At 71.0% G+C, this 25,845-nt stretch carries 23 protein-coding genes and 1 pseudogene; 14 read left to right on the top strand and 10 right to left on the bottom strand.

Translation table 11 applies throughout. The features are described from left to right. Positions 1 to 12: 12 nt before the first annotated feature. The 5 genes from cydC to Afe05nite_RS14400 all read right to left on the bottom strand — a co-directional run bounded on the left by cydC (position 13) and on the right by Afe05nite_RS14400 (position 6,439). Positions 13 to 1,704, bottom strand: a complete 1,692-nt coding sequence (cydC, locus tag Afe05nite_RS14420; protein WP_203817577.1) for a thiol reductant ABC exporter subunit CydC — start codon at positions 1,702 to 1,704, stop codon at positions 13 to 15. Beyond that, positions 1,701 to 3,314, bottom strand: a complete 1,614-nt coding sequence (gene cydD / locus Afe05nite_RS14415; RefSeq protein ID WP_203817576.1) for a thiol reductant ABC exporter subunit CydD — start codon at positions 3,312 to 3,314, stop codon at positions 1,701 to 1,703. The genes cydC and cydD overlap by 4 nt, the downstream gene beginning before the upstream one ends. After that, positions 3,311 to 4,306, bottom strand: a complete 996-nt coding sequence (gene cydB / locus Afe05nite_RS14410) for a cytochrome d ubiquinol oxidase subunit II (RefSeq protein ID WP_203817575.1) — start codon at positions 4,304 to 4,306, stop codon at positions 3,311 to 3,313. Before cydB ends, cydD begins: the two co-directional genes overlap by 4 nt. Before the next feature lie 18 nt (positions 4,307 to 4,324). Continuing rightward, positions 4,325 to 5,719, bottom strand: coding sequence for a cytochrome ubiquinol oxidase subunit I (locus tag Afe05nite_RS14405; protein WP_203817574.1), 1,395 nt, complete (start codon positions 5,717 to 5,719; stop codon positions 4,325 to 4,327). 75 nt (positions 5,720 to 5,794) lie between these two features. Then, on the bottom strand, positions 5,795 to 6,439 hold the full coding sequence (locus Afe05nite_RS14400; RefSeq protein ID WP_203817573.1) for a response regulator: 645 nt from the start codon (positions 6,437 to 6,439) through the stop codon (positions 5,795 to 5,797). 81 nt (positions 6,440 to 6,520) lie between these two features. Here Afe05nite_RS14400 and Afe05nite_RS14395 point away from each other — a divergent pair, with 81 nt between their 5' ends. The 5 genes from Afe05nite_RS14395 to Afe05nite_RS14375 all read left to right on the top strand — a co-directional run bounded on the left by Afe05nite_RS14395 (position 6,521) and on the right by Afe05nite_RS14375 (position 12,347). Then, a complete protein-coding gene (locus Afe05nite_RS14395; RefSeq protein ID WP_203817572.1) occupies positions 6,521 to 8,206 on the top strand; it encodes a GAF domain-containing sensor histidine kinase in 1,686 nt (561 codons plus the stop codon). Positions 8,207 to 8,257: 51 nt separating this feature from the next. Next, a complete protein-coding gene (locus Afe05nite_RS14390; protein ID WP_203817571.1) occupies positions 8,258 to 9,337 on the top strand; it encodes a nitroreductase family protein in 1,080 nt (359 codons plus the stop codon). A gap of 2 nt (positions 9,338 to 9,339) precedes the next feature. Continuing rightward, positions 9,340 to 10,311 carry an Acg family FMN-binding oxidoreductase gene (locus Afe05nite_RS14385; protein ID WP_203817570.1) on the top strand — a complete coding sequence of 324 codons (972 nt, stop codon included), beginning with the start codon at positions 9,340 to 9,342 and terminating at the stop codon, positions 10,309 to 10,311. 68 nt (positions 10,312 to 10,379) lie between these two features. Then, the gene (locus tag Afe05nite_RS14380; RefSeq protein ID WP_203817569.1) at positions 10,380 to 10,937 is read left to right on the top strand and encodes a DoxX family membrane protein; all 558 of its coding nucleotides are present in this window, start codon (positions 10,380 to 10,382) and stop codon (positions 10,935 to 10,937) included. A 270-nt stretch (positions 10,938 to 11,207) separates the two neighbouring features. After that, positions 11,208 to 12,347: a glycoside hydrolase family 53 protein gene (locus tag Afe05nite_RS14375; RefSeq protein WP_203817568.1), complete on the top strand. Its 1,140-nt coding sequence runs from the start codon at positions 11,208 to 11,210 to the stop codon at positions 12,345 to 12,347. Positions 12,348 to 12,349: 2 nt separating this feature from the next. On the opposite strand, the gene Afe05nite_RS14370 is transcribed toward Afe05nite_RS14375, so the two are convergent. Next, entirely contained in the window at positions 12,350 to 12,781 is a 432-nt protein-coding gene (locus Afe05nite_RS14370) for a MarR family winged helix-turn-helix transcriptional regulator (protein ID WP_203817567.1), read from the bottom strand. A gap of 88 nt (positions 12,782 to 12,869) precedes the next feature. Between Afe05nite_RS14370 and Afe05nite_RS14365 the strand changes: the two genes are divergently transcribed. The 6 genes from Afe05nite_RS14365 to Afe05nite_RS14340 all read left to right on the top strand — a co-directional run bounded on the left by Afe05nite_RS14365 (position 12,870) and on the right by Afe05nite_RS14340 (position 19,036). Next, positions 12,870 to 13,097, top strand: a complete 228-nt coding sequence (locus Afe05nite_RS14365; RefSeq protein ID WP_203817566.1) for a hypothetical protein — start codon at positions 12,870 to 12,872, stop codon at positions 13,095 to 13,097. A 119-nt stretch (positions 13,098 to 13,216) separates the two neighbouring features. Beyond that, a complete protein-coding gene (locus Afe05nite_RS14360) occupies positions 13,217 to 14,101 on the top strand; it encodes a hypothetical protein (RefSeq protein WP_203817565.1) in 885 nt (294 codons plus the stop codon). Positions 14,102 to 14,105: 4 nt separating this feature from the next. Further along, a complete protein-coding gene (locus Afe05nite_RS14355; RefSeq protein ID WP_203817564.1) occupies positions 14,106 to 15,296 on the top strand; it encodes a serine hydrolase domain-containing protein in 1,191 nt (396 codons plus the stop codon). Positions 15,297 to 15,971: 675 nt separating this feature from the next. After that, entirely contained in the window at positions 15,972 to 16,694 is a 723-nt protein-coding gene (locus Afe05nite_RS14350; RefSeq protein ID WP_203817563.1) for a hypothetical protein, read from the top strand. Positions 16,695 to 16,746: 52 nt separating this feature from the next. Then, the gene (locus Afe05nite_RS14345) at positions 16,747 to 17,262 is read left to right on the top strand and encodes a DUF6245 family protein (protein WP_203817562.1); all 516 of its coding nucleotides are present in this window, start codon (positions 16,747 to 16,749) and stop codon (positions 17,260 to 17,262) included. Between the two features lie 106 nt (positions 17,263 to 17,368). Then, the gene (locus Afe05nite_RS14340) at positions 17,369 to 19,036 is read left to right on the top strand and encodes a glycoside hydrolase family 43 protein (protein WP_203817561.1); all 1,668 of its coding nucleotides are present in this window, start codon (positions 17,369 to 17,371) and stop codon (positions 19,034 to 19,036) included. Positions 19,037 to 19,108: 72 nt separating this feature from the next. Here Afe05nite_RS14340 and Afe05nite_RS14335 read toward each other — a convergent pair whose 3' ends face one another. Together Afe05nite_RS14335 and Afe05nite_RS14330 are read right to left on the bottom strand one after the other, a co-directional pair. Next, a complete protein-coding gene (locus Afe05nite_RS14335; RefSeq protein WP_203817560.1) occupies positions 19,109 to 19,801 on the bottom strand; it encodes a DUF4232 domain-containing protein in 693 nt (230 codons plus the stop codon). A 73-nt stretch (positions 19,802 to 19,874) separates the two neighbouring features. Next, entirely contained in the window at positions 19,875 to 21,656 is a 1,782-nt protein-coding gene (locus Afe05nite_RS14330) for an FAD-binding dehydrogenase (protein ID WP_203817559.1), read from the bottom strand. A gap of 113 nt (positions 21,657 to 21,769) precedes the next feature. On the opposite strand from Afe05nite_RS14330, the gene Afe05nite_RS14325 reads away from it, so the two are divergent. Beyond that, complete coding sequence (locus tag Afe05nite_RS14325; protein WP_203817558.1) at positions 21,770 to 23,155, top strand: amidase; 1,386 nt, start codon at positions 21,770 to 21,772, stop codon at positions 23,153 to 23,155. A 15-nt stretch (positions 23,156 to 23,170) separates the two neighbouring features. Here the strand turns inward: Afe05nite_RS14325 and Afe05nite_RS14320 are convergent. Further along, positions 23,171 to 23,794, bottom strand: a pseudogene (locus Afe05nite_RS14320) (NADPH-dependent F420 reductase); the annotation flags it as partial. Continuing rightward, positions 23,779 to 24,810, bottom strand: a complete 1,032-nt coding sequence (locus Afe05nite_RS14315; protein WP_203817556.1) for an LLM class flavin-dependent oxidoreductase — start codon at positions 24,808 to 24,810, stop codon at positions 23,779 to 23,781. The gene Afe05nite_RS14315 and the pseudogene Afe05nite_RS14320, both read right to left, overlap by 16 nt. A gap of 74 nt (positions 24,811 to 24,884) precedes the next feature. Between Afe05nite_RS14315 and Afe05nite_RS14310 the strand changes: the two genes are divergently transcribed. After that, entirely contained in the window at positions 24,885 to 25,343 is a 459-nt protein-coding gene (locus Afe05nite_RS14310; protein ID WP_239117814.1) for a MarR family winged helix-turn-helix transcriptional regulator, read from the top strand. A 142-nt stretch (positions 25,344 to 25,485) separates the two neighbouring features. Further along, entirely contained in the window at positions 25,486 to 25,797 is a 312-nt protein-coding gene (locus tag Afe05nite_RS14305; protein WP_203817554.1) for a hypothetical protein, read from the top strand. The last annotated feature ends 48 nt before the right edge of the window (positions 25,798 to 25,845 follow it).

Below are 25,845 nucleotides of genomic sequence, written 5' to 3'. Positions count from 1 at the left end.
CCGCCTCCCGCACTACTCCCGATCGGCAACCAGGCCGCGTGTCTGAGTGGGGGCGGGTGCCGATTTGCTCCGGCGACCTGCCGGCACGATCCCGCCGAGGCGGACGACCCGATCGACCTGGTCGGCGAGGTCCGGGCGGTGGGTGATCAGCAGGACCGTACGAGCACCGGCCGCGGCCAGCAGATCCCGGGTGAGCGCCGCCGCGGTGGCCTCGTCGAGGTGTTCGGTGGGCTCGTCGAGGATCAGGATCTCGAAGTCCGCCAGCAGCGCCCGGGCCAGCGCCAGTCGCCGCCGCTCACCGCCGGAGAGCGCCATGCCGTGCTCGCCCACCGGGGTCTCGAGGCCGGCCGGCAGCCCGGCGACCCACTCCCCCAGCCGCGCCTGGGTCAGGGCCGAGAACAGCTCGTCGTCGGTCGCGCCGGGCCGGGCGACGCGCAGGTTGGCCGCGATCGTGGTGTCGAAGAGGTGCGCGTCCTCGGGGAGGTAACCGACGACGCGCCGCACCCGGTCGGCCGGGATCCGCCGGTAGTCGACGCCGTCCAGGGTGATCTGCCCGGCGGTCGGGTCGACGAAGCGCACCAGCAGCGCGGCCACCGTGCTCTTGCCGGACCCGCTCGGCCCGACGAGCGCCACCCGATCACCGGGGGCGAGCGTCAGGTCGAAGTCGCGCAGCACCGGCCGCCCCGGCCGCCAGGCCGCGCCCACCCCGGTCAACCGCAGCGTGTGCGGCCCGGTCGGCACCGTCACGGGCGACGCCGGTTCGGTCACCGGGGGAACCGTGGACAGCACCTCGGACAGCCGGCCCATCGCGGCCCGGCAGGCGGCGAACCGCTGGGCGGCGGCCGGCAGCGCACCGATCGTCTCGAAGACGGCCAGCGGCGTCAGCACGACGACCGCGAGCAGTTCGCCGGACAGCGCCCCGGAACGGACCGCCACCGCGCCCGCCGCCAGACCGACCACCAGCGACAGTCCGGTGGCCAGCGCGGTGCCGGCGGCGGCCAGGCCGGCCATCCGGCTCGACCGGCGCTCGGCCTGGCGCAGCTCGGCACCGATCCGGGCCAGCTTCTCCAGGCGGTCGGCGACGGCCCCGTACGCGATGAGGTCCGGCAGTCCCTGCAGCAGGTCGGCGGCCCCGGTGGCGAGCTCGCCGCGCAGCGGTGCGAGCCGGCCGTCGGCGCGTCGCGCCGCCCGCGACTGAAGCAGCGGCACACCGACGCCGACGAGCAGGATCCCGGCGGCGAGAGTGCCGCCCGCGATCGGCGACAGCGCGCCCACCAGCAGCACCGAGCCGGTCCCGACCACCAGCGCCACCGCGTACGGCAGCAGCACCCGGGTGAGCAGGTCGAGCACCGCGTCGACGTCGGCGGCGAGACGCTGCGCCAGGTCGGCGCGGCGATAGGCGGCGAGACCGGCCGGGGCGACGCGGGCGAGGTGGGTGAACAGGCGCACCCGCATGCTGCCGAGGGCCCGCAGCGCGGCGTCGTGGCCGGTCAGGCGTTCCACGTAGCGCAGGACCCCACGACCGACCCCGAACGCCCGCACCGCGACGATCGCCACCATCAGGTGCAGCACCGGCGGGTGCAGCGCGGCTCGCGAGATCAGCCAGGCCGAGGTGGCCATCAGCCCGACCGCGCAGCCGGCGGCCAGCGCGCCGCTGACGACGGCGATCCAGAATCCGGGGCGGAGCAGCCGGAGGTACGTCATCGGGCACCGGCCGGGGTGAGATCGAGGACGCGCCCGGCGAGCGCGATGAGTTCGGGGCGGTGGGCGGCCATCAGGACCGTACGCCCGTGGGCCAGTCGCCGGATCGCCGCCATCACGCCCTCCGCGGTGGCCGCGTCGAGGTTGGCGGTGGGCTCGTCGAGCAGCACGATCGGGGCGTCCCGCAGGAACGCGCGGGCCAGCGCGAGCCGCTGCCGTTGCCCGGCGGAGAGCCCGGCGCCGCCGTCGCCGAGCACCGTCTCGTAACCGGCGGGCAGGTCGGCGATGAAGTGGTGGGCGCCGGCGAGGCGGGCGGCGGACTTCACGTCGGCGTCCTCCGCGGCGCCGAGGGCGATGTTGTCCCGGACGGTGCCGGCGAAGAGGTACGGCCGTTGCGGCACCCACGCCACGCTCGCCCGCAGGTCCGTCGTGGACAATTGGCGGCCGCCCACGGTGACCGTGCCGCCGGCCAGCTCCGCGAAGCCGAGCAGCACGTTCAGGGCGGTCGACTTGCCGCACCCGCTCGGCCCGGTCAGCGCGACGAACTCGCCGGCCTCGACGGTCGCGGACAACCGCAACGCGTCCCGCTCGCGGTAACGGACCACCGCGTCCTCGAAGACGATCGCCCCGCCCGGGACGGCCGGCCGGCCCTCCGCGGGTGCGGTGGCGGGCGTCTCCAGGACGGCGAACGCCTCCTCCGCCGCGGCCACCCCCTCGGCCGCCGCGTGATACTGCGCGCCCACCTGGCGCAGTGGCAGGTAGGCCTCCGGGGCCAGGATCAGCACCAGCAACGCGGTCGCCAGGTCGAGGTTCCCGTCGACGAGCCGCAGCCCGATCCCGACCGCCACGAGCGCGACCGACAGCGTGGCGAGCAGTTCCAGGACGAGTGAGGAGAGAAAGGCGATCCGGAGCGTACGCATGGTGATCCTGCGCTGTTCCGCACTCACCCGGCGGATGTTGCCGATCTGGGCGCCCGCCCGCCCGAAGATCTTGAGAGTGGCCAGGCCGGCGACCACGTCGAGGAAGTGGTGGCCGAGGCGGGCCAGGAGCCGGAACTGCCGCCGGTTGGCCGACTCGGTGTGCAACCCGACGAGCGCCAGGAAGACCGGGATGAGCGGCAGCGTCAGCACGATCGTGACGGCGGCGACCAGGTCGGCCGGCAGGAGCCGGCAAAGCACGACGGCGGGAATCAGAGCGGCGAGCACCAGCTGGGGAAGGTATCTCGCGAAGTACGCGTCGAGGGCGTCCAGCCCCCGCGTGACCAGCGTGCTCATCTCCCCGGTCCGGACCTCGCCGGGGCCGAGCGCGACCGCGTGGCCGAGAAGCCGGGCGCGCAGTTCCTCCTTGACCGCGGCGGCGGAGCGCGCCGCCGCGGCCTCCTGCAGCCAGCCGAGACCGGCCCGGCCGGCGGTGACCGCGGCGAGCGCGATGAGCGTCGGGGTGAGGCGGGCGACGGACAGCCCGTCGAGGAACACCGCGGCGATGCCGTACGCGAGCAGGGTGGCCTGCCCGACGATCAGCCCGGCTTGCGCCACGCCGAGCGCGACGGTGGCCGCGAGGTAGGCCCGGCTGGCGCGGGCGTACCGCAGAAGCCGCGGGTCCAGGGGCTTCATGCCGGAATCTTCTCCACGGTCAGGCGCTTGCGGAAGATCCAGTAGGTCCAGCCCTGGTAGAGCAGGACGATCGGGGTGAAGAACACCGCCACCCACGTCATGACCTTCAACGTGTACGGCGTGGACGACGCGTTGTGGACGGTCAGGCTGTTGGCGTCGCCGATCGTCGACGGCAGCACGTTCGGGAACAGCGTGACGAACAACCCGAGGACGGCCAGGACCAGGGTGGCCCCGGTGGCGATGAACGCCCAGCCCTCCCGGCCCAGCCGGTTGGCGACCAGGGCGGCGACCAGCGCGACCGCGGCCACCGCGAACAGGCCCACCCCGATCCCGTCGAACCGGATGATCGCGGTGCAGATCAGGAAGGCCGCGGCGATCGCGACCGCCGGGAGGCCGATCGTGGCGGCGAGCTTGTTGGCCCGTCGGCGCATCTCACCGTCCGTCTTCAGGGCCAGGAACACCGCCCCGTGCAGGGTGAACAGGGTGAGCGTGGTCAGGCCGCCGAGCAACGCGTACGGGTTGAGCAGGCTGACGAAACCGCCGACGTACTCGTGCCGCTCGTCGAGGCGTACCCCGCGGACGATGTTGCCGAAGGCCACACCCCAGAGCAGGGCCGGAACCAGCGAGCCGACGAAGATCGAGAGGTCCCAGCGCTTCTTCCAGACGGCGCCGTCGCGCTTGCCGCGGTACTCGAACGCGACACCGCGGATGATCAGCGCCACCAGGATGAGCAGCAGTGGCAGGTAGAAGCCGGAGAACAGGGTCGCGTACCACTCCGGGAAAGCGGCGAAGGTGGCGCCGCCCGCGACGAGCAGCCACACCTCGTTGCCGTCCCAGACCGGGCCGATCGTGTTGATCAGCAGCCGGCGTTCGCGGTCGTCGCGGCCGAGCACCGGCAGCAGGATGCCGACGCCGAAGTCGAAACCCTCGAGCAGGAAGTAGCCGGCCCAGAGGATCGCGATGAGCGCGAACCACACGGTCGTGAGTTCCATGATCACAAACCTCCTTTCTCAGTACGCGAAGGCCAGCGGCCGGTCGTCGGGTTCGCCCTCGGCCTCGGCCGGCAGCTCCGGCGCTCCCGCCCGGGCGTATTTGAGGAACAGTCCGACCTCGATCACGGCGAGCACGCCGTAGAGGAGAGTGAGCACGGCGAACGAGGTGGCGACCGTGCCCGCACCGACCGTGGGGGACACCCCGTCGGTCGTCTTGAGCAGGCCGAAGACGGCCCACGGCTGGCGGCCCAGCTCGGTGAAGATCCAGCCGAACGAGTTGGCTGCGAGCGGCGCCCCGATGGCGAAGATCCCGGCCGGCCAGAGCCACTTCGGCGCCGTGCTGCGGCCCTTGCGGGTGAACCAGAGGGCGGCCAGCGCGACCAGCATGGCGAGGCCGCCGAAGCCGATCATCAGGCGGAACGACCAGTAGGTGACCGGGATGTTGGGCTTGTAGTCCCCCGGCCCGTACTTCTGCTCGTACTCGCCCTGGATGTTGTTGATGCCCTCGACCTCCCCGCCGGGGCTGCCGGTCGCCATGAAGGACAGCAGCGACGGGATGCGGACGCTCGCCACCTCCTCGCTGCCGTCGAGCGACCCGATGGTGAAGATGGAGAAGCCGGCCGGCTTGGCCGTGTCGTAGAGCGCCTCGGCGGCGGCCATCTTCATCGGCTGCTGCTCGGTCATGATGCGGGCCTGCAGGTCACCGGTGATCAGCACGCCGACCCCCGCGATCAGCACGACCCAGGCGCCGAGCTTGAGGCTGGGCCGGAAGACGTCCACCTGGTTGCGCCGCTTGAGGTGCCAGGCGCTGACCGCCACGAGCACGGCGCCGCCGGTCAGCAGGCAGGCGGCGATCGTGTGCGGGAACGTGACGAGGGTGGTCGAGTTGGTCAGGACGGCGCCGATGCTCTTCAGCTCGGCGCGGCCGCGGGCCTCGTTGAACTCGTAACCGACCGGGTGCTGCATCCAGGAATTGGCGGCGAGAATGAAGTACGCCGACAGCCAGGTGCCGATCGCGGCGATCCAGATGGTCGCCAGGTGCAATTTCCTGGGCAGCCGATCCCAGCCGAAAATCCACAGCCCGAGAAACGTCGACTCGAGGAAGAAGGCGAGCAGGCCCTCCATCGCGAGCGGCGCCCCGAAGATGTCACCGACGAAACGCGAGTAGTCGCTCCAGTTCATCCCGAACTGGAATTCCTGCACGATTCCGGTGACCACGCCGATCGCGAAGTTGATCAGGAACAGCTTGCCCCAGAACTTGGTCGCGCGCAGGTACTGCTCCTTGCCGGTCCGCACCCACGCGGTCTGCAGGCCGGCCACCAGAACCGACATGCCGATCGTGATCGGCACGAACAGGAAGTGGTAAACGGTAATGACCCCGAATTGCCATCGGGCCAGATCCAAGGCGTCCACGGACGATCCTTTCAAAAGGTTCGTCCGTATCCTTTCGATCAGTACGGCCCGGCGGGCAGGGCCGAAAGTCCCACGTCAGTTCGATTTGTGCTCGCCGAGCAGGCGGGTGGCCAGGACCGCCGCCTGGGTACGCCGTTCCAGACCCAGCTTGGCGAGCAGACTGGAAACGTAGTTCTTCACCGTCTTCTCGGCGAGGAACATTCGCGAGGCGATCTCCCGATTGGTCAGACCTTCGGCGATGAACTCGAGGATGCGGCGCTCCTGATCGGTCAGACCGGCAAGCTCGCGGGGCGCCTCGACACCGTTGCGGATGCGCTCCAGCACCCGCTGGGTGACCGCCGGGTCGAGCAGCGACTTCCCGTCCGCCACCTGCCGGACGGCGTCGACCAGGTCGGTGCCGCGGATCTGCTTCAGCACGTAACCCGAGGCGCCGGCCATGATCGCGGCGAAGAGCGCCTCGTCGTCCTCGTAGGAGGTGAGGATCAAGCCCTTGATCGACGAGTCGATCGCCCGCACGTCGCGGCACACGTCGATGCCGTTGCCGTCGGGCAACCGGGCGTCGAGTACCGCCACGTCGGGACGCAGGGCCGGGATGCGGCGGGTGGCCTCCTGGGCCGAGCCCGACTCCCCCACGACCTCGATGTCGCCGTCGGCCTGCAGCAGGTCGACGAGGCCACGGCGGACCACCTCGTGGTCATCGAGCAGAAAGACGCGGATCATGTCTATTTCCTACCGGTAGGTTGTCCAGGGGTCCAAGTGCCTAAGGTCCCGTGTCCTTTCGGACCCCGATAATCTTGCCCCATGTCGGAACCGCCCTCGCTCGGACTCGGCCCACTCTCCCGGGTGCGCCTCGACGAACTGCTGCACGAGATGCTCGACCGGGTCGGCGACGTGATGGCCAGCCGCGAGCGCCTGCGCGCCCTGCTCGACGCCGTCGTCGGCATCGGCAGTGACCTCGACCTGCGCAGCACCCTGCAACGCATCGTCGAGGCCGCCTGCGCCCTGGCCGGCGCGCGGTACGGCGCGCTCGGCGTGATCGGCGCCGACCGCACCGAGCTGGTCGACTTCATCACCCACGGCATCGACCCGGCCGCGCACGCCCGGATCGGCGACCTGCCGCACGGGCGGGGCGTGCTCGGCCTGCTCATCACCGATCCGCAACCGGTGCGGCTGCCCGACATCACCCGGCACCCGGCGTCGTACGGTTTCCCGCCGAACCATCCGCCGATGCACAGCTTCCTCGGCGTCCCGGTGAGCACCCGCGAGAAGATCTTCGGAAACCTCTACCTGGCCGAGAAGCAGGGCGCGGCCGAGTTCAGCGAGGACGACGAGAAGATCGTGGTGGCGCTGGCCGCCGCGGCCGGCGTCGCCATCGACAACGCCCGCCTCTACGCCATCGCCCAGCGCCGCGAACGCTGGCTGTCGGCGACCGCCGAGATCACCGGCGTATTGCTGGGCGAGGTGCGCACCAACGACGCGCTGCGGCTGATCGCCCGCCGCGCCCGCGAGGTCTCCGGCGCCGAGCTCGTCATGGTGCTGCTCTACGACGAGGAGAACGGCCGCTACACCATCGAGGTGGCCGACGGCGCCCGCGGCCTGTCCGGCCGGTCCATCCCGGTCGACGGGGTGGTCACCACCGAGCTCGGCAGCGAGCAGTACCGCCTGGTGGAAAACCTGGCCTCGGTCGCCGAGTGGCCGGCCGCCGTGCCCGAGGGACCGGCGCTGGCCGCCCCGCTCACCGTGGCCCAGGCGATGCGCGGCGTGCTGATCGTCACCCAGCCGCTCGAGCGGCCCGCCGACGCCGACGACCCGTCGCTGCTCTCCACCTTCGCCGACCAGGCCGCCCTCGTCCTCGAACGGGCCCGGGCCCAGGAGGAACGCGAGCAGTTCCTGGTGCTGGAGGACCGCGAACGCATCGCCCGCGACCTGCACGACGTGGTCATCCAGCGGCTGTTCGCCACCGGCATGCAGCTGCAGGGGGCGATCCCGCACGCGGCCAAGCCCGAGGTGACCCGGCGCATCAACGCGGCCGTGGACGACCTCGACGCGACGATCCGCGACATCCGGCGCTCGATCTTCGAACTGCGCACCCCGTCCGGCCCGTCGCTGCGCACCGAATTGCGCGAGGCGGTCGACGCGGCCGAGACCACCCTCGGCTTCCGGCCGGTGCTCGACACGGTCGGCCCGGTCGACAGCGCCATTCCCGACGACATCGTCCCCGAGCTGATGGCCGTGCTGCGCGAGGCGTTGTCGAACGTCGCCCGGCACGCGCAGGCCACCACCGCCCGGGTCACGGTGCACGCCACCGGCCTGGAGGTGGTGCTGCGCATCGAGGACGACGGCGTCGGCACCGACCCCGCCAAGGCCCGCGGCGGCATCGTCAACATGATCGACCGCGCCGGTGACCTCGGCGGCGAGTTCGAGATCGGCCCCGGCCCGGCCGGCCACGGCACCGTCGTCACCTGGCGGGCGCCGATCGCCGGCTGACAGGACTTTCGGCCCTGAGCGACCAGGGTCGCCGCGCGGCACTGTTGGCACATGCCAGCCTTGGAGAATGCCGCCCGCGCGGCCCAGCACGCCCCCTCGGTGTTCAACACCCAGCCGTGGTCGTGGCGGATCACGGGCGAAACCCTCTCGCTGTACGCCGATGCCGACCGCCGCCTCGACACGGTCGACCCGGACAGCCGGCTGTTGCTGCTCAGCTGCGGCGCCGTCCTGCACCACGCCCGCGTCTGGCTGGCCGCCGCCGGCCACACCGCGCTCGTCGAGCGCTTCCCCGACCCGGCTCAGCCCCAGCTGCTCGCCCGGATCACGCTGAACCCACCCCTACCCCCCGCTCCACCTCTCGCCGCAGCCCCGGCCCTCGCCCCAGCTTCGGCCCCAGCTCCGTCGGGCGTCGCACCCGCCCTGCCCTTTTCGACCATTTCGCCCGGCGCGGCGGTCTCGCCCAGTTCCGAGGCGGACGCGGTCCGGCTGGCCGAGGCGATCCACCGGCGCCACACCGACCGCCGGGCCTTCGGCGACACCCCGGTGCCCGACGCGGAACTGACCGCGCTGCGGCGGCTGGTCGAGTCGGAAGGCGCCTACCTCCACGTGGTCGGTCCCGACCAGCTCCCGAAACTGGCGGTCACCGCCGAGCTGGCCGCCCGCGCCGAACAGTCCGACCCGGCCTACCGCCAGGAGCTGAGCCACTGGACGAACCGGCCGGACTTCACCGGCGACGGCGTGCCGCCGTCCACCGCCGTACGCGATGAACTGCGCCGTGTCCCGGTCCGTGATTTCGCCCCGGCCGGCGACGCCGGGCTGTCCGCCGGCCCGGCCCACGACCTCGGCGCCGCCTACGTCGTGCTGTTCGGCACCGGCGACGAACCGGTCGACCTGCTGCGCGGCGGTGAGGCGCTGTCCGCCCTGCTGCTACGGGCCACCGCCGACGGCCTGGCCACCGCACCGATCAGCGACGCCCTCGAGGTGGAGTGGCCGCGAAACCTGCTGCGCACCATGCTCGCCGGCGTCGGGGACCCCTACCTCGTGGTCCGGCTCGGCTACCCGGACACCGACGTCCCGCTCCCCCGCGCACCGCGGCGCGACCCGCGCGACGTGATCACCATCGTGGAGTAGTCATGAACGCGTACACCGAAGATGATCTGCGCCGGGCGGTGGACGCCGCTGTCCGGGCCCCGTCCCTGCACAACAGTCAGCCTTGGCTGTTCCGCCTGTCCGGCGGCGCGGTCGAGATATTCGCCGACCCGGCCCGTCGCCTGCCGGCGATCGACCGGACCGGGTGGGCGGCGCGCATGGCGTGCGGTGCGGCCACCTACAACGCCCGGCTCGCGCTCGCCGCGTCCGGGCGTCCGGCCGAGGTGCGACTGCACCCCGACCCGCGGGAGCCGGGCCTGATCGCCCGGCTCACGGCGGCAAGGCAACGCCCACCGACGTACGCCGAGACCGAGCTGTACGACGCCATCCCGCACCGGCACACCAACCGCCGCCCGTTCTGGCCCGACCCGGTGCCCGCCGAGGTGCGGGTGCGCCTGATCGAGGCCGCCCGCACGGAGAGCAGCTGGCTGGCCCTGCTGGTGGGCACGGTCGCGGTGGCCGGCTTCGCCGAGATCGCCACCAGCGCCGACCGGGTCCTCCGCCGCGACCCGGCCTACCAGGCCGAGATGGCCGCATGGCGGCCCGCCATCCCCGAGCACGCCCGTGCTCCCCTGGCCGAACCGCAGGACCTGCTGCCCCAGCGCTTCTTCTCCGAGCGCCGGCGCGCACCCGGCCACGACTACGAGCCGGAACCGCTGATCGGCATCCTCGGCGTGCCCGGCGACACCAAGGCCGACCAGAGCAACGCCGGCCAGGCCATGCAGAAGGTCCTGCTCACGGCAACCGCGGCGGGTCTGGACACCGCCCTGATCAGCCAGCCCATCGAGGTCCCCGCGGCCCGCGACCAACTGCGCCGCACCCTCGGCCGGCCCGGCCATCCGCAGATCGTCATCCGCTTCGGCTACGGCAACCCGACGGGCGCGACCCCCCGCCGCGACGCCGCCGAGGTCAGCCTCCCCGGCGGGACTTTGGTCCCGGGCATTCCAGGCGCTTAGGCCCAGGTCAACCGGGCCGCCGCGGAGGAGTCTCGAAGACGAGAGACAAACAGACCCCGGAGGCAACGATGACCACCACCGCCGCTCACGCCCACCAGCTCGAAACCGTCGAAGCCCCCGGGCACATGCTCACCAAGACCGCCGCCAAAGTCCTCGCCGTCACCCGCCTCGCCACCGGCTTCATCTTCCTCTGGGCCTTCCTCGACAAAACCTTCGGCCTCGGCTACAGCACCCCCTCCGCCAAAGCCTGGATCAACGGCGGCTCCCCCACCAAAGGCTTCCTCGCCAACGTCGAAGCCGGCCCCCTCAAAGGCTTCTTCCACTCCATCGCCGGCACCCCCTTCGCCAACATCACCTTCATGCTCGGCATGCTCGCCATCGGCCTCGCCCTCATCCTCGGCATCGGCCTACGCGTCACCGCCGTCGCCGCCCCCCTCATGATGGCCTTCATGTGGCTCGCCGAATGGCCCCTCGCCGCCGGCTCCGCCAACCCCGCCATCGACTACCACGTCATCTACGCACTGGCCGCCATCCTGTTCGCCCTCACCTACGCCGGCCAAACCTGGGGCCTCGGCAAGATCTGGGCCAACCTCTCCCTCGTCCAGAAGAACCGCTGGCTCATCTGACCCCCTCACCCCATGCCCTGCCGACTCCGGCAGGGCATTCGCGTATGCCCCGCTGTCGACCGCACCGCCGTTCGCCCACCGTCGTCCCGCCGTCCGCCCGACCGAGGTCACCGCAACTTCGGTGAAAAGGGTCTCCCAGACGACCCGCCAGGGCCGCGGTGAGGCGCAGCTCGGGGTGGGCGCGAGCCGCTCGGCACGCGAACCGCCCTTGACTTTCGAAGCACGGCCGGGAACCGTCAGCGCTCACCAACGACAGAGGAGTTCATCAATATGTCGTCCTCCCTGAGTCGCCGCTCGCTGCTGGCGGGCGTGGGCGGCGTGGCGTTTGCCGCGCTCCTGCCGACCGAGGCCTACGCGCACGGCAACAACGGCAAGACTCTTTCGGTACGCGGTGCCGACCTGTCCTTCCTTCCGCAACTGGAGGAGGCCGGAGTCCAGTACCGGGACTTCGCCGGTCGCGTACGCCCGGCCGAACGGATCCTCGCCGCGCAGGGTGCCAATTACCTGAGGCTGCGCGTGTGGGTCGACCCGCCGGACGGCTACAGCGACAAGGCCCGCGCGCTGGCCCTGGCGCGGCGGGCCAAGCGGGCCGGCCTGCGGATTCTGCTCGACCCGCACTACAGCGACTTCTGGGCGGACCCCAGCAAGCAGCCGATCCCGGCGAGCTGGCCCACCGACCAGCCCGGCCTGCTCACCAAGATCCGCACATACACCCGCGAACTGGTGCGCGACTTCGCCCGTCAGGGCACGCCGATCGACATGATCCAGATCGGCAACGAGATCACCAACGGCATCCTGTGGCCGGTCGGCCAGCTCTACCTGCCGGACGGCACCCAGCAGTGGCCGGCCTTCACCGACCTGCTCAAGTCGGGGATCCAGGGCGCCCGCGAGGCCCAGCGGGACGTCAAGATCGTGCTGCACGTCGACCGTGGCGGGAAGATGGGTGACACCCGCTGGTTCTTCGACAACATCGCCACCTACCAGGTGCCGTTCGACATCATCGGCCAGTCGTACTACCCGATGTGGCACGGCTCCCTGGCCGAGCTGCAGGCCAACCTGCTCGACTCGGTGGCCCGTTACGACAAGCCGGTGCTGCTCGCCGAGGTCGCGTACCCGTGGACCTTCGAGGACGGCGACGGCCGCGGCAACATCGTCGGCCCCGGCACCTTGCTGCCCGACGCCGACCGCTTCCCCGCGACTCCGGCCGGTCAGGCGGGCTTCTACGAGGCCGTACGCGACGTACTCAAGCAGCTGCCGGACGGCCGCGGCCTGGGCTTGCTCGCCTGGGAACCGGAGTGGATCCCGGGTGTCGGGTGGGAGCCGGGGGCCGAGGCGTCCAACGACAACCTGACCCAGTTCGACTTCACCGGCCGCGCGCTGCCGTCGCTCAGCGTCTATCGGCGGCCGTGAGGCTATTTCGCCGCGGCGATCACCTGGGTCAGGGCGGCGTGCAGCGTACGCAACTCCTCGATCGGCAGGCCGAGGCGCTCGACGACGGCCGGCGGGATCTTCTCGGCGTCCGCCCGCAGCGCCCGGCCCCGGTCGGTGAGCGTGAGGGCCAGGCTGCGCTCGTCGCCGGGCTTGCGCTCGCGGCGCAGGTAGCCGATCGACTCGAGGCGCTTGAGCAGCGGCGACAGCGTGCCCGGATCCAGTTGCAGCAGCTCGGAGAGGCGGCGTACGGAGACCGGGGCGTATTGCCAGAGGGCCAGCATCACCAGGTATTGCGGGTGGGTGAGGCCCATCGGCTCGAGCAGCGGGCGGTAGACGGCCACGACGCTGCGGGCGGCCACCGAGAGGGCGAAGCAGACCTGTTCCTCCAGCGCGAGCGGATCTGTGTCACTCATTGGTCGCTTCCCCCTTCAGTTGGGTACGATCCTACCGATAGTTGGTGTACAAATAGTTGGTGCACCAAGCTTCCCGGGAGGACGTCACATGGCGAAGGACAATCGCGGGGTCGAGCGCGGCCGGCTCGGCCGCTGGTTCCACGACACGTTCGACGACTGGGCGTTCCGGTCGCTGATCGGGCCCGCGCAAACCAAGGGTGCCGTGCAAGGCTGTGACGAATCGGCCCGCGAACAGTGGAAACGTGATCTTGCCGCACGCAAGAAGTACACCCAGGAGCAGCGCGAACGCCGACGTCAGGAACGCTCGATTTCATAGCGTAATTGGGCGACTACTAATAGCCACTTTTTCGCTATTGGAAATGTCCAGAGTTCTAGCCTCCGAGTACTACGCACGTGCGCACTTGAGTTGGCCCGGATTCGGACAACAATCAGGTCATGACGTACGGCAAGAAAGACCTGCCTTATCCTTACAGCCAGGACTTTTCCGGCATCGTCACCCGAGTGAAGGGTGTCCGGGAGTCGACCCGCGCGGCGCTCGTCAATTCGCTCAAGGTCGCCTCCTACCTCAAGGCGGGGGCGAACCTGGTGGAGCGCAACCTCGGTGCCCCCAAAGTGGTGGCGCCGAACAGCGACGGCCGTAAGGAGTACTGGTCGGGCCTGAACTTCTTGTCGGAGCGGGCACTGTCGCGGGAGGTGGCCGAGCTCGAGCCACCGTTCCTGCGCCAGCGCGGCACCGGCCCCTACCGGTCGACCTGGGCCAGTCACGACGACTATCTGAACGACCTGCTCGCATTCCTGTTCCACGCGATGAACTACGACCCGCAATACGGCGCCGAGCTGGAAACCCGGGGCGACTGGCTGGCCACCGACGACAGCTTCGTCGACGCCGTGCACCGGGCGGTGTTCCACGAGATCCTGGCCATCTGCCGAATGCCACTGTTCCGCCTGCAACTGGTCGTCTGCGCGACGGCCGACCGCAACGACGGCATCCACGACGCGATCGCCAACAACTACGCGGGCGCCCTCGACCCCTGGATGAAGGTCTACGAGCAGACCATCGCCGCCCGCGGGTTCCGGTTGCGCGAGGGCATCACCCTCGAACAGTTCACCAACATCCTGGCCGCGATGACCGAGGGATTCGCCATCCGGCACCTCGGCGACCCGGGCTCCGGCGTGCTCGGCGGCCCCGCCGACAACCTGGCCGGCATGGGCATCCTGGCCATGATGAACAGCTATCTCGAACCTGCCGATGAACCACCGGGCCCGACTCTTCGTGAAGTGTTCGAAGGCGCAGCGCAACCGATCGAGCACGGGGAGTGACGAAATGACAAGCACCACCGAACGCCCCGCACCACGGGCGGCAAAACCCCCCTCCTGGTGGGAACGGCAGGGTGATCTGCTCATGCGCCGGCCGTTCAGCGAGTTCACGTTCACCCACATGAACTGGCTGATGCCGACCGAGCGGGTGTCCCGCGGCGAGGTTCACCGTCCACTTCCCTACGAGTCGCACCGTCTCGACCTGACCTACCGCTTCGAGGGCCACGACCGCACCCTCGCCGAGCTGCACCGCCGCACCAACACCACCGCGTTCGTCGTCCTGCACCACGGACGGGTGATCCACGAGTACTACCCCGGCGTCTTCGCCGGCCCGCGCACCCGCATGCAGCTGTTCTCCATCTCCAAATCGGTCACCTCGCTGCTGCTCGGCATCGCGCTGGAAGAGGGCCTCGTCGACAGCATCCACGACCGCGTCGTCGACTACCGCAAGGACTTCGTCGGTTCGGCCTACGAGGAGGTGACCCTCGCCGAGCTGCTCACCATGACGAGCGGCGTCGGCCAGCTCGAGGCGTGGGACGTGCCCGACAGCGACATCAAACGCTTCGAGCAGGCCGCGATGAGCGGCGGCGACCTGGCCGAGGTGGTCAAGTCGGCGCAGCGCCGGGCACCGTCCGGCGAGGCCTTCAACTACTCGACCCTGGACGCTCAGGTCCTGGGCTGGGTCCTGGAAGCCGCCACCGAGATGTCTCTGGCCTCCTACGCCTCCGACCGCCTGTGGCGTCACCTCGGCGCCGACCGCGACGCCTACTACTGGCTCACTCGAGCTCACCCACGCACCGCCATCGGTGCCGGTTCCCTCAACGCGACCCCGCGCGACGTCGCCCGCCTGGGCCTGCTGATGGCCAACGACGGCGTGGTGGCCGGCCGCCAGGTGGTCCCGCGCGACTGGATCCGCCGAAGCCGCGGCAGCGAGCTGCCCCAGCTGGCGGTGGGCGAGCTCGGCCCGAGCGGTTACTCGCACTACGGGTACGCGAATCAGTGGTGGACCCTGGGCGGTTCCGCCTTCGACGCCTTCACCGCCCTCGGAGTCCACGGCCAATACCTCTACATCGACCCGTCAGCCGACGTGGTGATCGTCAAGTGCAGTGCCTGGCCGACCCAGGACGACGAGGGCCGCGACCGCGAGACCATCGCCGCCCTCCGCCGGATAGCCGACCACTTCGCCTGCGCCCGCTGACCTACTGACCCACCCTCAGCAACTCACCCTGGCTCCGCCGTGCCTCAAAACGGCCCGAAAGGAGGCGAAAAATGAGGATCACGGCGGTTTTGCCCAGCCCCACCAACCTGGCGGCGGCATCCCACGCGCCGACCCCCCGCGTGGGCTGCCGCCGCCACACTCCCCGCAACGCCCGGCCCCCACACCCCCGCACCCCCACCCGAACCAGCAGCGCGAACCAGCTCCACCACGCGACCACCGCGAGCCGAGGCGCGAACCAGCTCCACCACGCGACCACCGCGAGCCGGGGCGCGAACCAGCTCCCCTGAGCGACCGCCCCCACCAGGGCGAACGAGCGGCGCCGCCGATCTGGACCGTCCGCCGCGCCACCACGGCTCGGTCGCCCGGCGCGAGACACGATCGCTGCCTGACACACAGCGGACGTTGCCTGACACGCCGCGCCGGGCGACCGTCTTGAACCGACCCATCCGTCAGCCGGCTTGCCCAGATCCGGCAGGCGGATGGGTCGTCCGAAAGTCCCGCCGTTTCTCGGCCCAGAGCCGATCGCCGGCCGGTATTCCTCGCGGGCCGGCCGGCGATCACCTGCCGCACAGCCCGCCCGGTTCACCCGCTCGGGGGGCGCAGCGCTCGCGATGACCTCCCCGATCATCCGGCGGCCGCACGTTAACGTAAGGAATGCGGAAATTTGGGTACGAATCAGTCAAGTTCGCCGTCGTCACCGTCAGTGTGGTGGCACTCGCGACGCCCGTGCCGGCCTTCGCATCGCCGGCCTCGTCCGCCTCGGCCGCAACGACCCCGACGACGGCCACGCCGGCGGTCGCACCCGTGGCCGCCGCGCCCCGGCCACGACCGCTGAATGGTGCGCTGCTCACCGCGGACGACCTGCCGAACGGCTACCGCACCACACCCGGCGACGCCGGCGGAATGTCGATGATGACCGACATCAACACCGACACCGACATCTGTGCTCAGCGGGTCGGCTCGACCGTCCCCAAAGGCCCGTCGGTGACGGCCGCGTTTACCAAGAGCGGCACTGGCACGATGCTCTTCCAGTCGCTCGCGACAACCGGAGCACCTGGCGCCCGCGCCATCGTACGAAGCGTGGCAGCCGCCCCCCGCAAGTGCCCGGCCGTACTGGTGAACCTGCCGACCTCGGGCCAGAAGGCTCGCCTTCACCTGGCCCCGATGCGGGTCACCCGCCTCGGCGACGCCGCCGCCGGCCTGCGGTTCACGGTCGGCCTGCCGGACGTCGCCAGGACCGTCCAGGGCAGGATGATCTCGGTCGCCTACCGGGGAGTGGCGCTGACGATCATGCTGATCGGCGGCCCGCAGGTCAGCCCGCAGGAGGCCGGCCTCATCGCCGCCACCGCCGTCCGCAAACTGCGGCGCCTCGGCTGACCAGCGCCGGGGCGGCCGGTCGCCCCTTGCCATCGATGGTTAGCGTTTTGCCATGGGGCATGGCGGTAAGGCGGAGGACGTCCGGAGGTTGGGGGCAGCGCTCCACGCCCTCGGGATAGACGAGGACCCACCCGGGAGCGTCACCGAGCAGCGCGCCTGGATGGCCAGCGTGCTGCTGGGGGCGGCCCAGGCGGAGGCCATCGAGGCGGACCGGGTGCGGCTCAGCCGGGAGGCCCGGTTCGCGCTGTGGCAGCGGCAACTGGCCGCGGCCGAGCCGGTCAGCCGGGCCGAACTGGTGCTCTGGCAGGTCAGACGGGCCTGCGTGCCGCTGCCGGCGCTGGCCCGGGAGAACCGCACCGACCCGATCCCGCTCGCCGCCGCCCACGCCGGCGAGGCGTTGCAGACCCTGGTCGAGGTGGGCGTGGCGACCCGGGGAGCGGTCGCCGCGGGCGATGTCGGCACGCTGGCCGCGCAGGCCGAGCGGCTGCGGGAGGCACGCAAGCAGCTGCGGGCGGCCCTGGACAACACCGACCTCATGCTCGACCTGCTGGGATCAGTGGATCTCTGAGCTCTGCCGAACGGGACCGCCGGTCGGATAGCGCCAAATTCAGCACGCCCCCGAATCGCAACTTGCGATAGAGTCACGGAACTTACGACCCGGGGGTGGCTGACGAATGACGAGCACCGAGACCACGAGCGCCATCGAGGCGCAGCCCGTGGCCGGCCGACCGATCACCAACCCCGTGCTGACCGGCTTCCACCCCGATCCGTCGATCCTGCGGGTCGGGGCGGACTACTACATCGCCACGTCGACGTTCGAGTGGTACCCGGGCGTGCGCCTGCACCACTCGACGAACCTGGTCGACTGGCGCCCGCTCGGCGGCGCGCTCAACGAGAAGCGGCTGCTGGACCTCACCGGGGCCGGCAACTCCGGCGGCGTCTGGGCACCCAGCCTGACCTGGGCGCACGGCGAGTTCCACCTGCTCTACACCGACGTCTCGACGTTCGAGGGCGGCTACTGGGACCCGCAGAACTACCTGGTCACCGCCCCGTCCATCGAGGGGCCCTGGTCCGACCCGGTGCTGCTGCACGGCCGCGGCTTCGACGCGTCGCTCTTCCACGACGGCGACGAGACCTGGATGCTGTCGATGGTCGCCGACTGGCGCCCGGGCCGAAACCGCTTCGGCGGCATCTCGATCCAGCGCTACGACCGCGAGACCAAGCAGCTCACCGGCGACGAGCAGATGATCTTCCAGGGCACCGCGGCGAAGGTGACCGAGGCGCCCGTCATGTACCGCAAGGACGGCTGGTACTACCTGGTCACGGCCGAGGGCGGCACCAGCTGGGAGCACCAGGTCACGGTCGCCAGATCGACGGACCTCCGCGGACCGTACGAGGCGGATCCGGCCGGCCCGCTGCTCACCTCGAACGGCCACCCGGAGCTGACCCTGCAGAAGGCCGGCCACGGCAGTCTGGTCGAGACCCCGGCCGGTCAGTGGTACCTGGCGCACCTGGTCGGCCGCCCGTACTCGGAGCTGGGCCGCTGCGTGCTCGGCCGCGAGTCGGCGATCCAGGAGGTCACCTGGACCGAGGACGGCTGGCCGCGGGTGGCCGGCGGGGTTCCCGCCGACACCGTCGCGGCCCCGCTCGGCGTGACCGTCCCGGGCGAGCGCCCGATCTCCTCCGAGCAGTTCGAGGAGGACGACTTCGACGAGCCGGCGCTCGGCGTGAACTGGTCGACGCTGCGCCGCCCGGCCACCCCGGACTGGGTCTCGCTCACCGAGCGGCCGTCACACCTGCGCATCTACGGCGGCCAGTCGCCGATGACCCGGCTGCGGCCGAGCCTGGTGGCCCGCCGGGTGACCGCCCGCGAACTGACCTTCGACGCGGTGCTGGAGTTCAAGCCCCGTAACTACCGGCAGCTCGCCGGAATAACCGGCTACTACAACACCCGCAACTGGTACTACCTGCACGTCACGGCGGAGGACGACGGCACCCCGGTGCTGGGCCTGCTCGCCGCCGATTCCGGCAAGGTCCGGGAGATCCCGGACACCCGCCGCGACCTCAGCGGGGTGGAGCGCTTGGCACTGCGGTTGCGCTTCGCCGGTCCGGAGCTGACTTTCGCGTACGCGACCGAGCTCACCGGCGAACCGAAGTGGCAGGACATCGGCCCGGCGCTCGACGCCACCACGCTGTCGGACGAGTACGCGGCGAACGTGGTCGCGGGCGAGCCCGAGGCGTGGGGCTTCACCGGCGCGTTCGTCGGCTTGTGGGTGCAGGATCTGGGGCGCGAGGGCGGCTTCGCCGACTTCGATCGCGCCTCGTTCAAGACCTCTGGGTGAAGAGGGGTGCCCGGGCTGGGCAGGGTGCGCCCGGCCCGGGCATTAAAAAACTCCCACCGGCAACCGGAGCCGTCACCGGTCGGCGGCACCGGGCGCGATCGCCATGACCCGCCACTGCCCGACCCCGTCGGCCGAGCAGGCGTTGCCGGGCAGGGCCACGAACAGCGCGGCCGTCTCGTCCGGCGGGTAGACGCGGAACCCGCGTACGGGAACCGGCTTGCATTTGGCCGCATCGAAGAAGCCGACGTCGCTGCCCGCGATCGTCGCGTGCGCGACGCCCCCCGGAGCCAGCGGCACCGTGGTCTTCTTACTGTTCTGCTCCCTCGCGAAGCCCTTGTTGACCTGGGTGCCCGCGTCGCCGGCCACGAACGAGACGCCGGGGTAGCCGTAGAGCGTGCACTTGTGGCCGGACTTGTTGGTGAAGACCAGCGGAACGTATTGCGTGCCGGCCGCGCCCTCCCCGCCGCCGAGCTTCACGGCCAGGTCACCGGTGTGGCAGCGCGGCACCCCCGCCGCTGGCGTGCCCGAGCCGGCCGCACTGTCCGGACCGGCCGCAGCCGACGCCGACCCGCTGCCGCCCGACCCACTGCCGGCCGACCCACTGCCGGTCGATCCGGTGTCGGCCGAAGCGGGGGACGAAGCGCCCGGCGCGGAGGGTGCGGCCGAGGCGGCGCCGGGCGTGGTGGGCGCCGCCGTCGGTGAACCGCCGGTGCAACCGGCCGCCAGCAGCACCGGCATCGCCATCAGGAGCAGGAGTTTTCTCATCCTCCCTTGATACCTGTATCAACCCGCTACCTGACTCACGCCTTCGTGCCGAGCAGGGGCGGTCAGGAGGCGGTCAGGAGGCGGTGGCCGCCGCGGCGGCGCGGCCGGCCGCCCGTCCGGAGAAGAGGCAGCCGCCCAGGAACGTACCCTCCAGGGAGCGGTAACCATGCACCCCGCCGCCGCCGAACCCGGCGACCTCACCGGCCGCGTAGAGGCCGGGGATCGGCGCGCCGGCCGCGTCGAGCACCTGGCCGCTGAGGTTGGTCTGCAGGCCGCCGAGGGTCTTGCGGGTAAGGATGTTGAGCCGCGCGGCGACCAGCGGGCCCTTGCTCGAGTCGAGGATCTTGTGCGCGCCGGCGGTCCGGCTGAGCGAGTCGCCGATGTAGGTGAGCGCGTTGCGGATGCCCATGACCTGGGCGTCCTTGCTGTACGTGTTGTCGATCTCGCGGTCCCGGGCCTCGATCTGCCGCTTCAGGTCGTCCAGGTTTATCAGGTTGTTGCCGGCCACCCGGTTCATGCCGGCGACGAGCTCGGGAAGCGTGTTGGCGACCACGAAGTCCTCGCCGTACTTCTCGAACTTCTGCACCGGCTCGGGGGTCTGCCAGATGCGGGACAGCAACTTCCAGACGTTCTTCTCGGTCAGGTCGGGGTTCTGCTCGGAGCCGGAGAGCGCGAACTCCTTGTCCACGATCTCCTGGGTGGCCACGAACCAGGAGTAGTCGTAGCCGGTCGCGGTGATCGAGCCGAGCGTGTGCAGCGTGTCGTAGCCGGGCATGTCCGGGGCGCTGAACCGCTTGCCGTCGGCGGTGAACCACATCGACGACGGGCCGGGCAGGATGCGGATGCCGTGGTTGGGCCAGATCGGGGCGTAGTTCTTCAGACCCTCGGTGTAGTGCCACATCCGGTCCGGGTTGACGATGCGCCCGCCCGCCGACTGGGTGATGCCGAGCATCCGGCCGTCCACGTGGGCGGGCACGCCCGTGATCATCTTCTTCGGGACCGGACCGAGACGGGCCGGCCAGTTCTGCCGCACCAGGTCCTGGTTGGCGCCGATGCCGCCGGACGTCACGATCACGACCGGGGCGCGCAGCTCGAACGTGCCGACCGCGGTGCGCGAGCTGGGCGTACCTCTCGCGGCGCTGCTGGGTTCGAGGATCGCGCCGCGTACGCCGGTGATCGCTCCCCCGGTCCGGACGATCTCGTCGACCCGGTGCCGGAACTTGAAGACCACCTTGCCGGCGGCCACGCCGGCCCGGACCTTCTTCTCGAACGGCTCCATGACGGCCGGCCCGGTTCCCCACGTCACGTGGAAGCGGGGCACCGAGTTGCCGTGCCCGGTGGCGAGGCCGCCGCCGCGTTCCGCCCAGCCGACGAGCGGGAACCACTGCACCCCGAGGCCGGCGAGCCAGGACCGTTTCTCGCCGGCGGCGAACTCCACGTACGCGCGGGCCCACTTGGCCGCCCAGTAGTCCTGGCCGAGCGGGTCGTCGACACCCCGGTCGAACCCGGCCGCGCCCTGCCAGTCCTGCCAGGCCAGGTCCACGTTGTCCTTGACGCCCATGAGCCGCTGCTCGTCGGAGTTCACCAGGAACAGCCCGCCGAACGACCAGTACGCCTGCCCACCGAGGCTCGCCTCCGGCTCCTGGTCGAGCAGCAGCACCTTGCGTCCGGCCGCGACCAGTTCCGCGGTGGCCACCAGTCCGGCAAGGCCGTGCCCGATGACGATCGCATCGGCGTCGTAGGCGGCCGCGGCCCCGAACGCGGCCGGCGCCACGGCCTGCGCGACGGCCGCCCCGGCCACTATTCCACCGGCGGCGGCCATCGCCCGGCGACGACTGATTCCTGGCGATTCCATGTGCCCTCCCGGCGTTCGCTCATGTGCCAGAAATGGAAACAGTTCGATTCGACGCGGCGATAGTCGCCGGACGCCAAGCGTGAACCGCTTCGTTGTCCGTCAGACTGGGCCGCATGATCGTCGAGTGGAGCGCCACCGAGCTGTCGGCCGCCGTTTCCCGCCGCGAGGTCAGCTGCGTCGAGGTGATGACCGCCTACCTCGACCAGATCGACCGGCTCAACCCTTCGGTGAACGCGCTGGTCGCCCTGCGCCCGCGGGCCGAGCTGCTCGCCGAGGCGGCCACCGCCGACCGGATCGGGCCGCGCGGCTGGATGCACGGCTTCCCGTTCGCGGTCAAGGACCTCGCCGACGTGGCCGGCCTGCCGACCAGCGCCGGCTACTTCCGTGACCCGCCGCCGGCCACCGCCGACTCGCTGCACGTCGAGCGGATCCGCGCGGCCGGCGCGATCTTCATCGGCAAGACCAACGTGCCCGAGTTCGGCCTCGGCTCGCACACCTACAACACCGTCTTCGGCACCACGCTGAACGCCTACGACCAGCGTAGATCGGCGGGCGGGAGCAGCGGCGGGGCGGCCGTCGCGGTCGCGCTGCGGATGGTCCCGCTGGCCGACGGCAGCGACTTCATGGGTTCCCTGCGCAATCCGCCGGGCTGGAACAACGTCCTCGGTCTGCGACCGTCGGTGGGCCGGGTGCCGAGCATCGACGACGAGGTGTTCGTGGCCCAGTCGAGTGTGGCCGGCCCGATCGCCCGTACCGCGCTGGATCTTGCCTGGCTCTTGCGGACGATGTCCGGTTATGATCCGCGCGCTCCGCTCTCCCTGCACGACGACCCGGCCACGCTGACCTCGTTCGACGACGTCACCGGCCGCAAGGTCGCCTGGCTCGGTGATCTCCGCGGTTACCTGCCGATGGAGCCGTCGGTGCGGCAGGTGACAAACGACGCGCGGGCCGGTTTCGCGGAGCTCGGCATGACCGTCACCGACGCCCTCCCCGACTTCCCGCTCGATGATCTCTGGCCGACCTGGCTCACCCTGCGCCACTGGATGGCCGGTTTTGCACCCCCGGACCGGATCGAGAACCTCAAACCCGAGCTTGTGTACGAGCTGCGCGGCGCCGACCACCTCAGCGGCCGTGATGTGCTGCTCGGCTCGGCCCGCCGCAGCGCCCTCTACCAGGCGTTCCGCGAACTGTTCGAGACGTACGACTACGCCGTGCTGCCCACCGCCCAGGTGATGCCGTTCGCCGCCGGCGCGCACTGGCCGACCCACATCGGTGACGTGCCGATGTCGTCCTACCACCGGTGGATGGAGGTGAGCACGATCGCCACCCTGATCAACGCGCCCGCCCTCGCGATGCCCGCCGGCTTCAGCGCGGACGGCCTGCCGATCGGCCTGCAGGTGATCGGCCGCAACCACGACGACCGTTCCCTGCTGAGCCTGGCCGCCGCCTGGGAAGACCGGACCCCGTGGCTGCGCCGCCGGCCACCGCTGATCGGCTAGCCGGTCACCCGGAGATCACGAGGCCAGCATCGCCCGGATCTCGGTCGCATCGGTGTTCGCGCCGAAGACCGGGGTGCCGGGCTCCATGCGTACCCCAGCCGGTAGGGGTCCGGCGATCACCGGGTCGAAACCAAGCGCGTCGACGAGCGCCACCACCTCGGCCAGATCCTCGCCGGCTATCGCGATCGCCTTGCGGCCGGGCGTCCCCGCGGGGCGGGCGCCCTCCTCGAGATCGTGATATCCCATGTGGTTGAAGGCTTTCACCACGTGCGAGCCGGGCAGGAACGCCTGGATCAGCGACGTCGAGTCGGTCAGGTCGTCGCGGACGCCGTCGACCTCCCACCAGTAGTTCATCGCGTCGATCACGAGCTTGCCCCGCAGCTCGTCGACCGGGATGGTGCGGTACTTGCCCAGCGGCAGCGCCAGGATCACGAGGTCGGCGCGGGCGGCGGCCTCGGCGGCGGTGACGACCGTCGCGCCGGGCGTGAGCACCTCGACGATCAGCCGGATCTTCGCCGGGTCGCCGGAGCCGGCCACGAGCACGTCGTAGCCGGCGGCCAGCGCGAGCCGGGCCAGCACCGTGCCGACCTTGCCCGCGCCCAGGATGCCGATGGTGGTCATGTTCAGCCGGCCAGGATGTCGTTGACCATGGGCATCACCTTCGCACCGAACAGCTCGACCGCGCGCAACCGGGCGGCGGCCGGCTGCGCCCCGGCGGAATAGATCAGATCGAAACGGCCGACATCCAGCTTTCGTACGGCCTGAGCGATCTTCCGGGCCACCGTGTCCGGGGAGCCGAGATAGAGCGACCCGTGCTCCACTTCGGACAGGAACTCGGCGCGACGCAACGGCGGCCAGCCCCGCAGGGCCCCGATCCGGTCGCGCATCACCTTGTAGGGGGCGTAGAACAACTCCATCGCCTCCTCGTCGGTGTCGGCCACGAAGCCGGGCGAGTGCATGCCGACCGGGTGCGCGACCGTGCCCAACTGCTCGGCGGCGCGCCTGTAGAGGTCGGTGTAGGGCGCGAACCGGCCCGGGTCACCCCCGATGATCGCCAGCATCAGCGGCAGCCCGTACCTCGCGGTGCGCACCACCGACTGCGGTGATCCGCCGACGCCGACCCAGGTGGCCAGCCGGCCCGATTCGGTCTTGGGGAAGACGTCCGCGTCCTCGAGGGCCGCCCGGGTGGTGCCGCTCCAGGTGACCGGCTTCTCGTCGAGCAGCTTGACGAACAGGTCGAGCTTCTCCTCGAACAGGACGTCGTAGTCGGCCATGTCGTAGCCGAACAGCGGGAACGACTCGGTGAACGAGCCACGCCCGAGGATGACCTCGGCCCGCCCGTGGGACAGCGCGTCGACCGTGGCGAACCGCTGGAACACCCGCACCGGGTCGTCGGAACTGAGCACGGTCACCCCGGAGGCGAGGCGGATGCGGCTGGTGCGGCCCGCGATGCCGGCGAGCACGGTCTCGGGGGTGGAGATCGAGTATTCCGGCCGGTGGTGCTCGCCCAACGCGATCACGTCGACGCCGAGCTCGTCGGCGACCACCGCCTCGGCCACGACCTGCCGGATCGCGGCGGCGTGCGACATCGGCGCGCCGGCGTCGTCCACCGGCACGTCGCCGAAGGTGTCGAGGCCGAACTGAAGTTCCGTCATGGCTTGTCCTCCTGATTGACGTGTCAACTATGACGCCATACGATTGACACGTCAACCAGATGGGGTGCGATCTTATGCCCAAGCTCCCGAACCGCGAACAGCTGCTCGTGTGGCGCGACTTCATCGAGACCACCGAGGCGCTGCACACCCGGATGGGCGCCCGCCTGCAGTCCGACACCGGCCTGTCGAACGGCGACTACACCGTGCTGCTGGCCCTGAGCGAAGCCCCGCACAACCGGGTCCGCTCCTCCGAACTGGCCACGCTGGTCGGCTGGGAACGTAGCCGCCTCTCGCACCACCTGGGCCGCATGGAGAAACGCGGCCTGATCCGCCGCGAACACTGCACCACCGACAGCCGCGGCGCCGAAGTCGTGCTGTCCGACACCGGCGCCGCCACCTTCCACGCCGCCACCCGCCCCCACCTGCGCGCCATCCGCGAACTCTTCGTCGACGCCCTCACCCCCACCCAACTGGCCGCCGCCGGCGAAATAGCCGCCGCCTTGCGCCACCACCTGAACCCTCCCGACGCCTGACGCCCCACCTCGCCCCCACCTCGCCCCCGCCCACCTCGCCCCCGCCCGGCCCGGTACGGCCCAGGCCGGTCCAGCTCCGGGACGGCGAAGGACGGCGGCTGTGGGTGGGCGCGGGCGGCCGGGGAGGGCCTAGAGTCGGGCTATGAGCCGCAACGGGTCGATCCTGTCCTACAAGTCCGAGGATTCGGTGCTCAGCCTCTGGTCGAGGGGCTCGGTCCTGTCGATCGGCTCGACCGGTTCCGCCCTGTCGATCGGGTCGGTCGGGTCGTGCGGGTCCATCCTGTCGATCGGCTCGTTCCTGAGCGTCGGCTCGATCCTGTCGGCCGTCTCGATCGTCTCGGTGCTGGCCTGGCGCTCCCGCCGAGCCATCCTGGCCGCCCCCGACGCGCCGCACCACGGTTCGCGCCACTACAAATCCGGCCATCACAGAACCGGCAGCAAGAACCACCACTGAACGGGCTCCCGCCACCCGCCCCGCGCGGCCGGAAAGCCACCGGCCGGC

The sequence above is a fragment of the Paractinoplanes ferrugineus genome (assembly GCF_016862195.1).
In the GTDB taxonomy this organism is placed as follows: Bacteria; Actinomycetota; Actinomycetes; order Mycobacteriales; family Micromonosporaceae; genus Actinoplanes; species Actinoplanes ferrugineus.
Note: the sequence above shows the minus strand (reverse complement) of the source record. Positions and strands in the feature narration are given on the sequence as shown.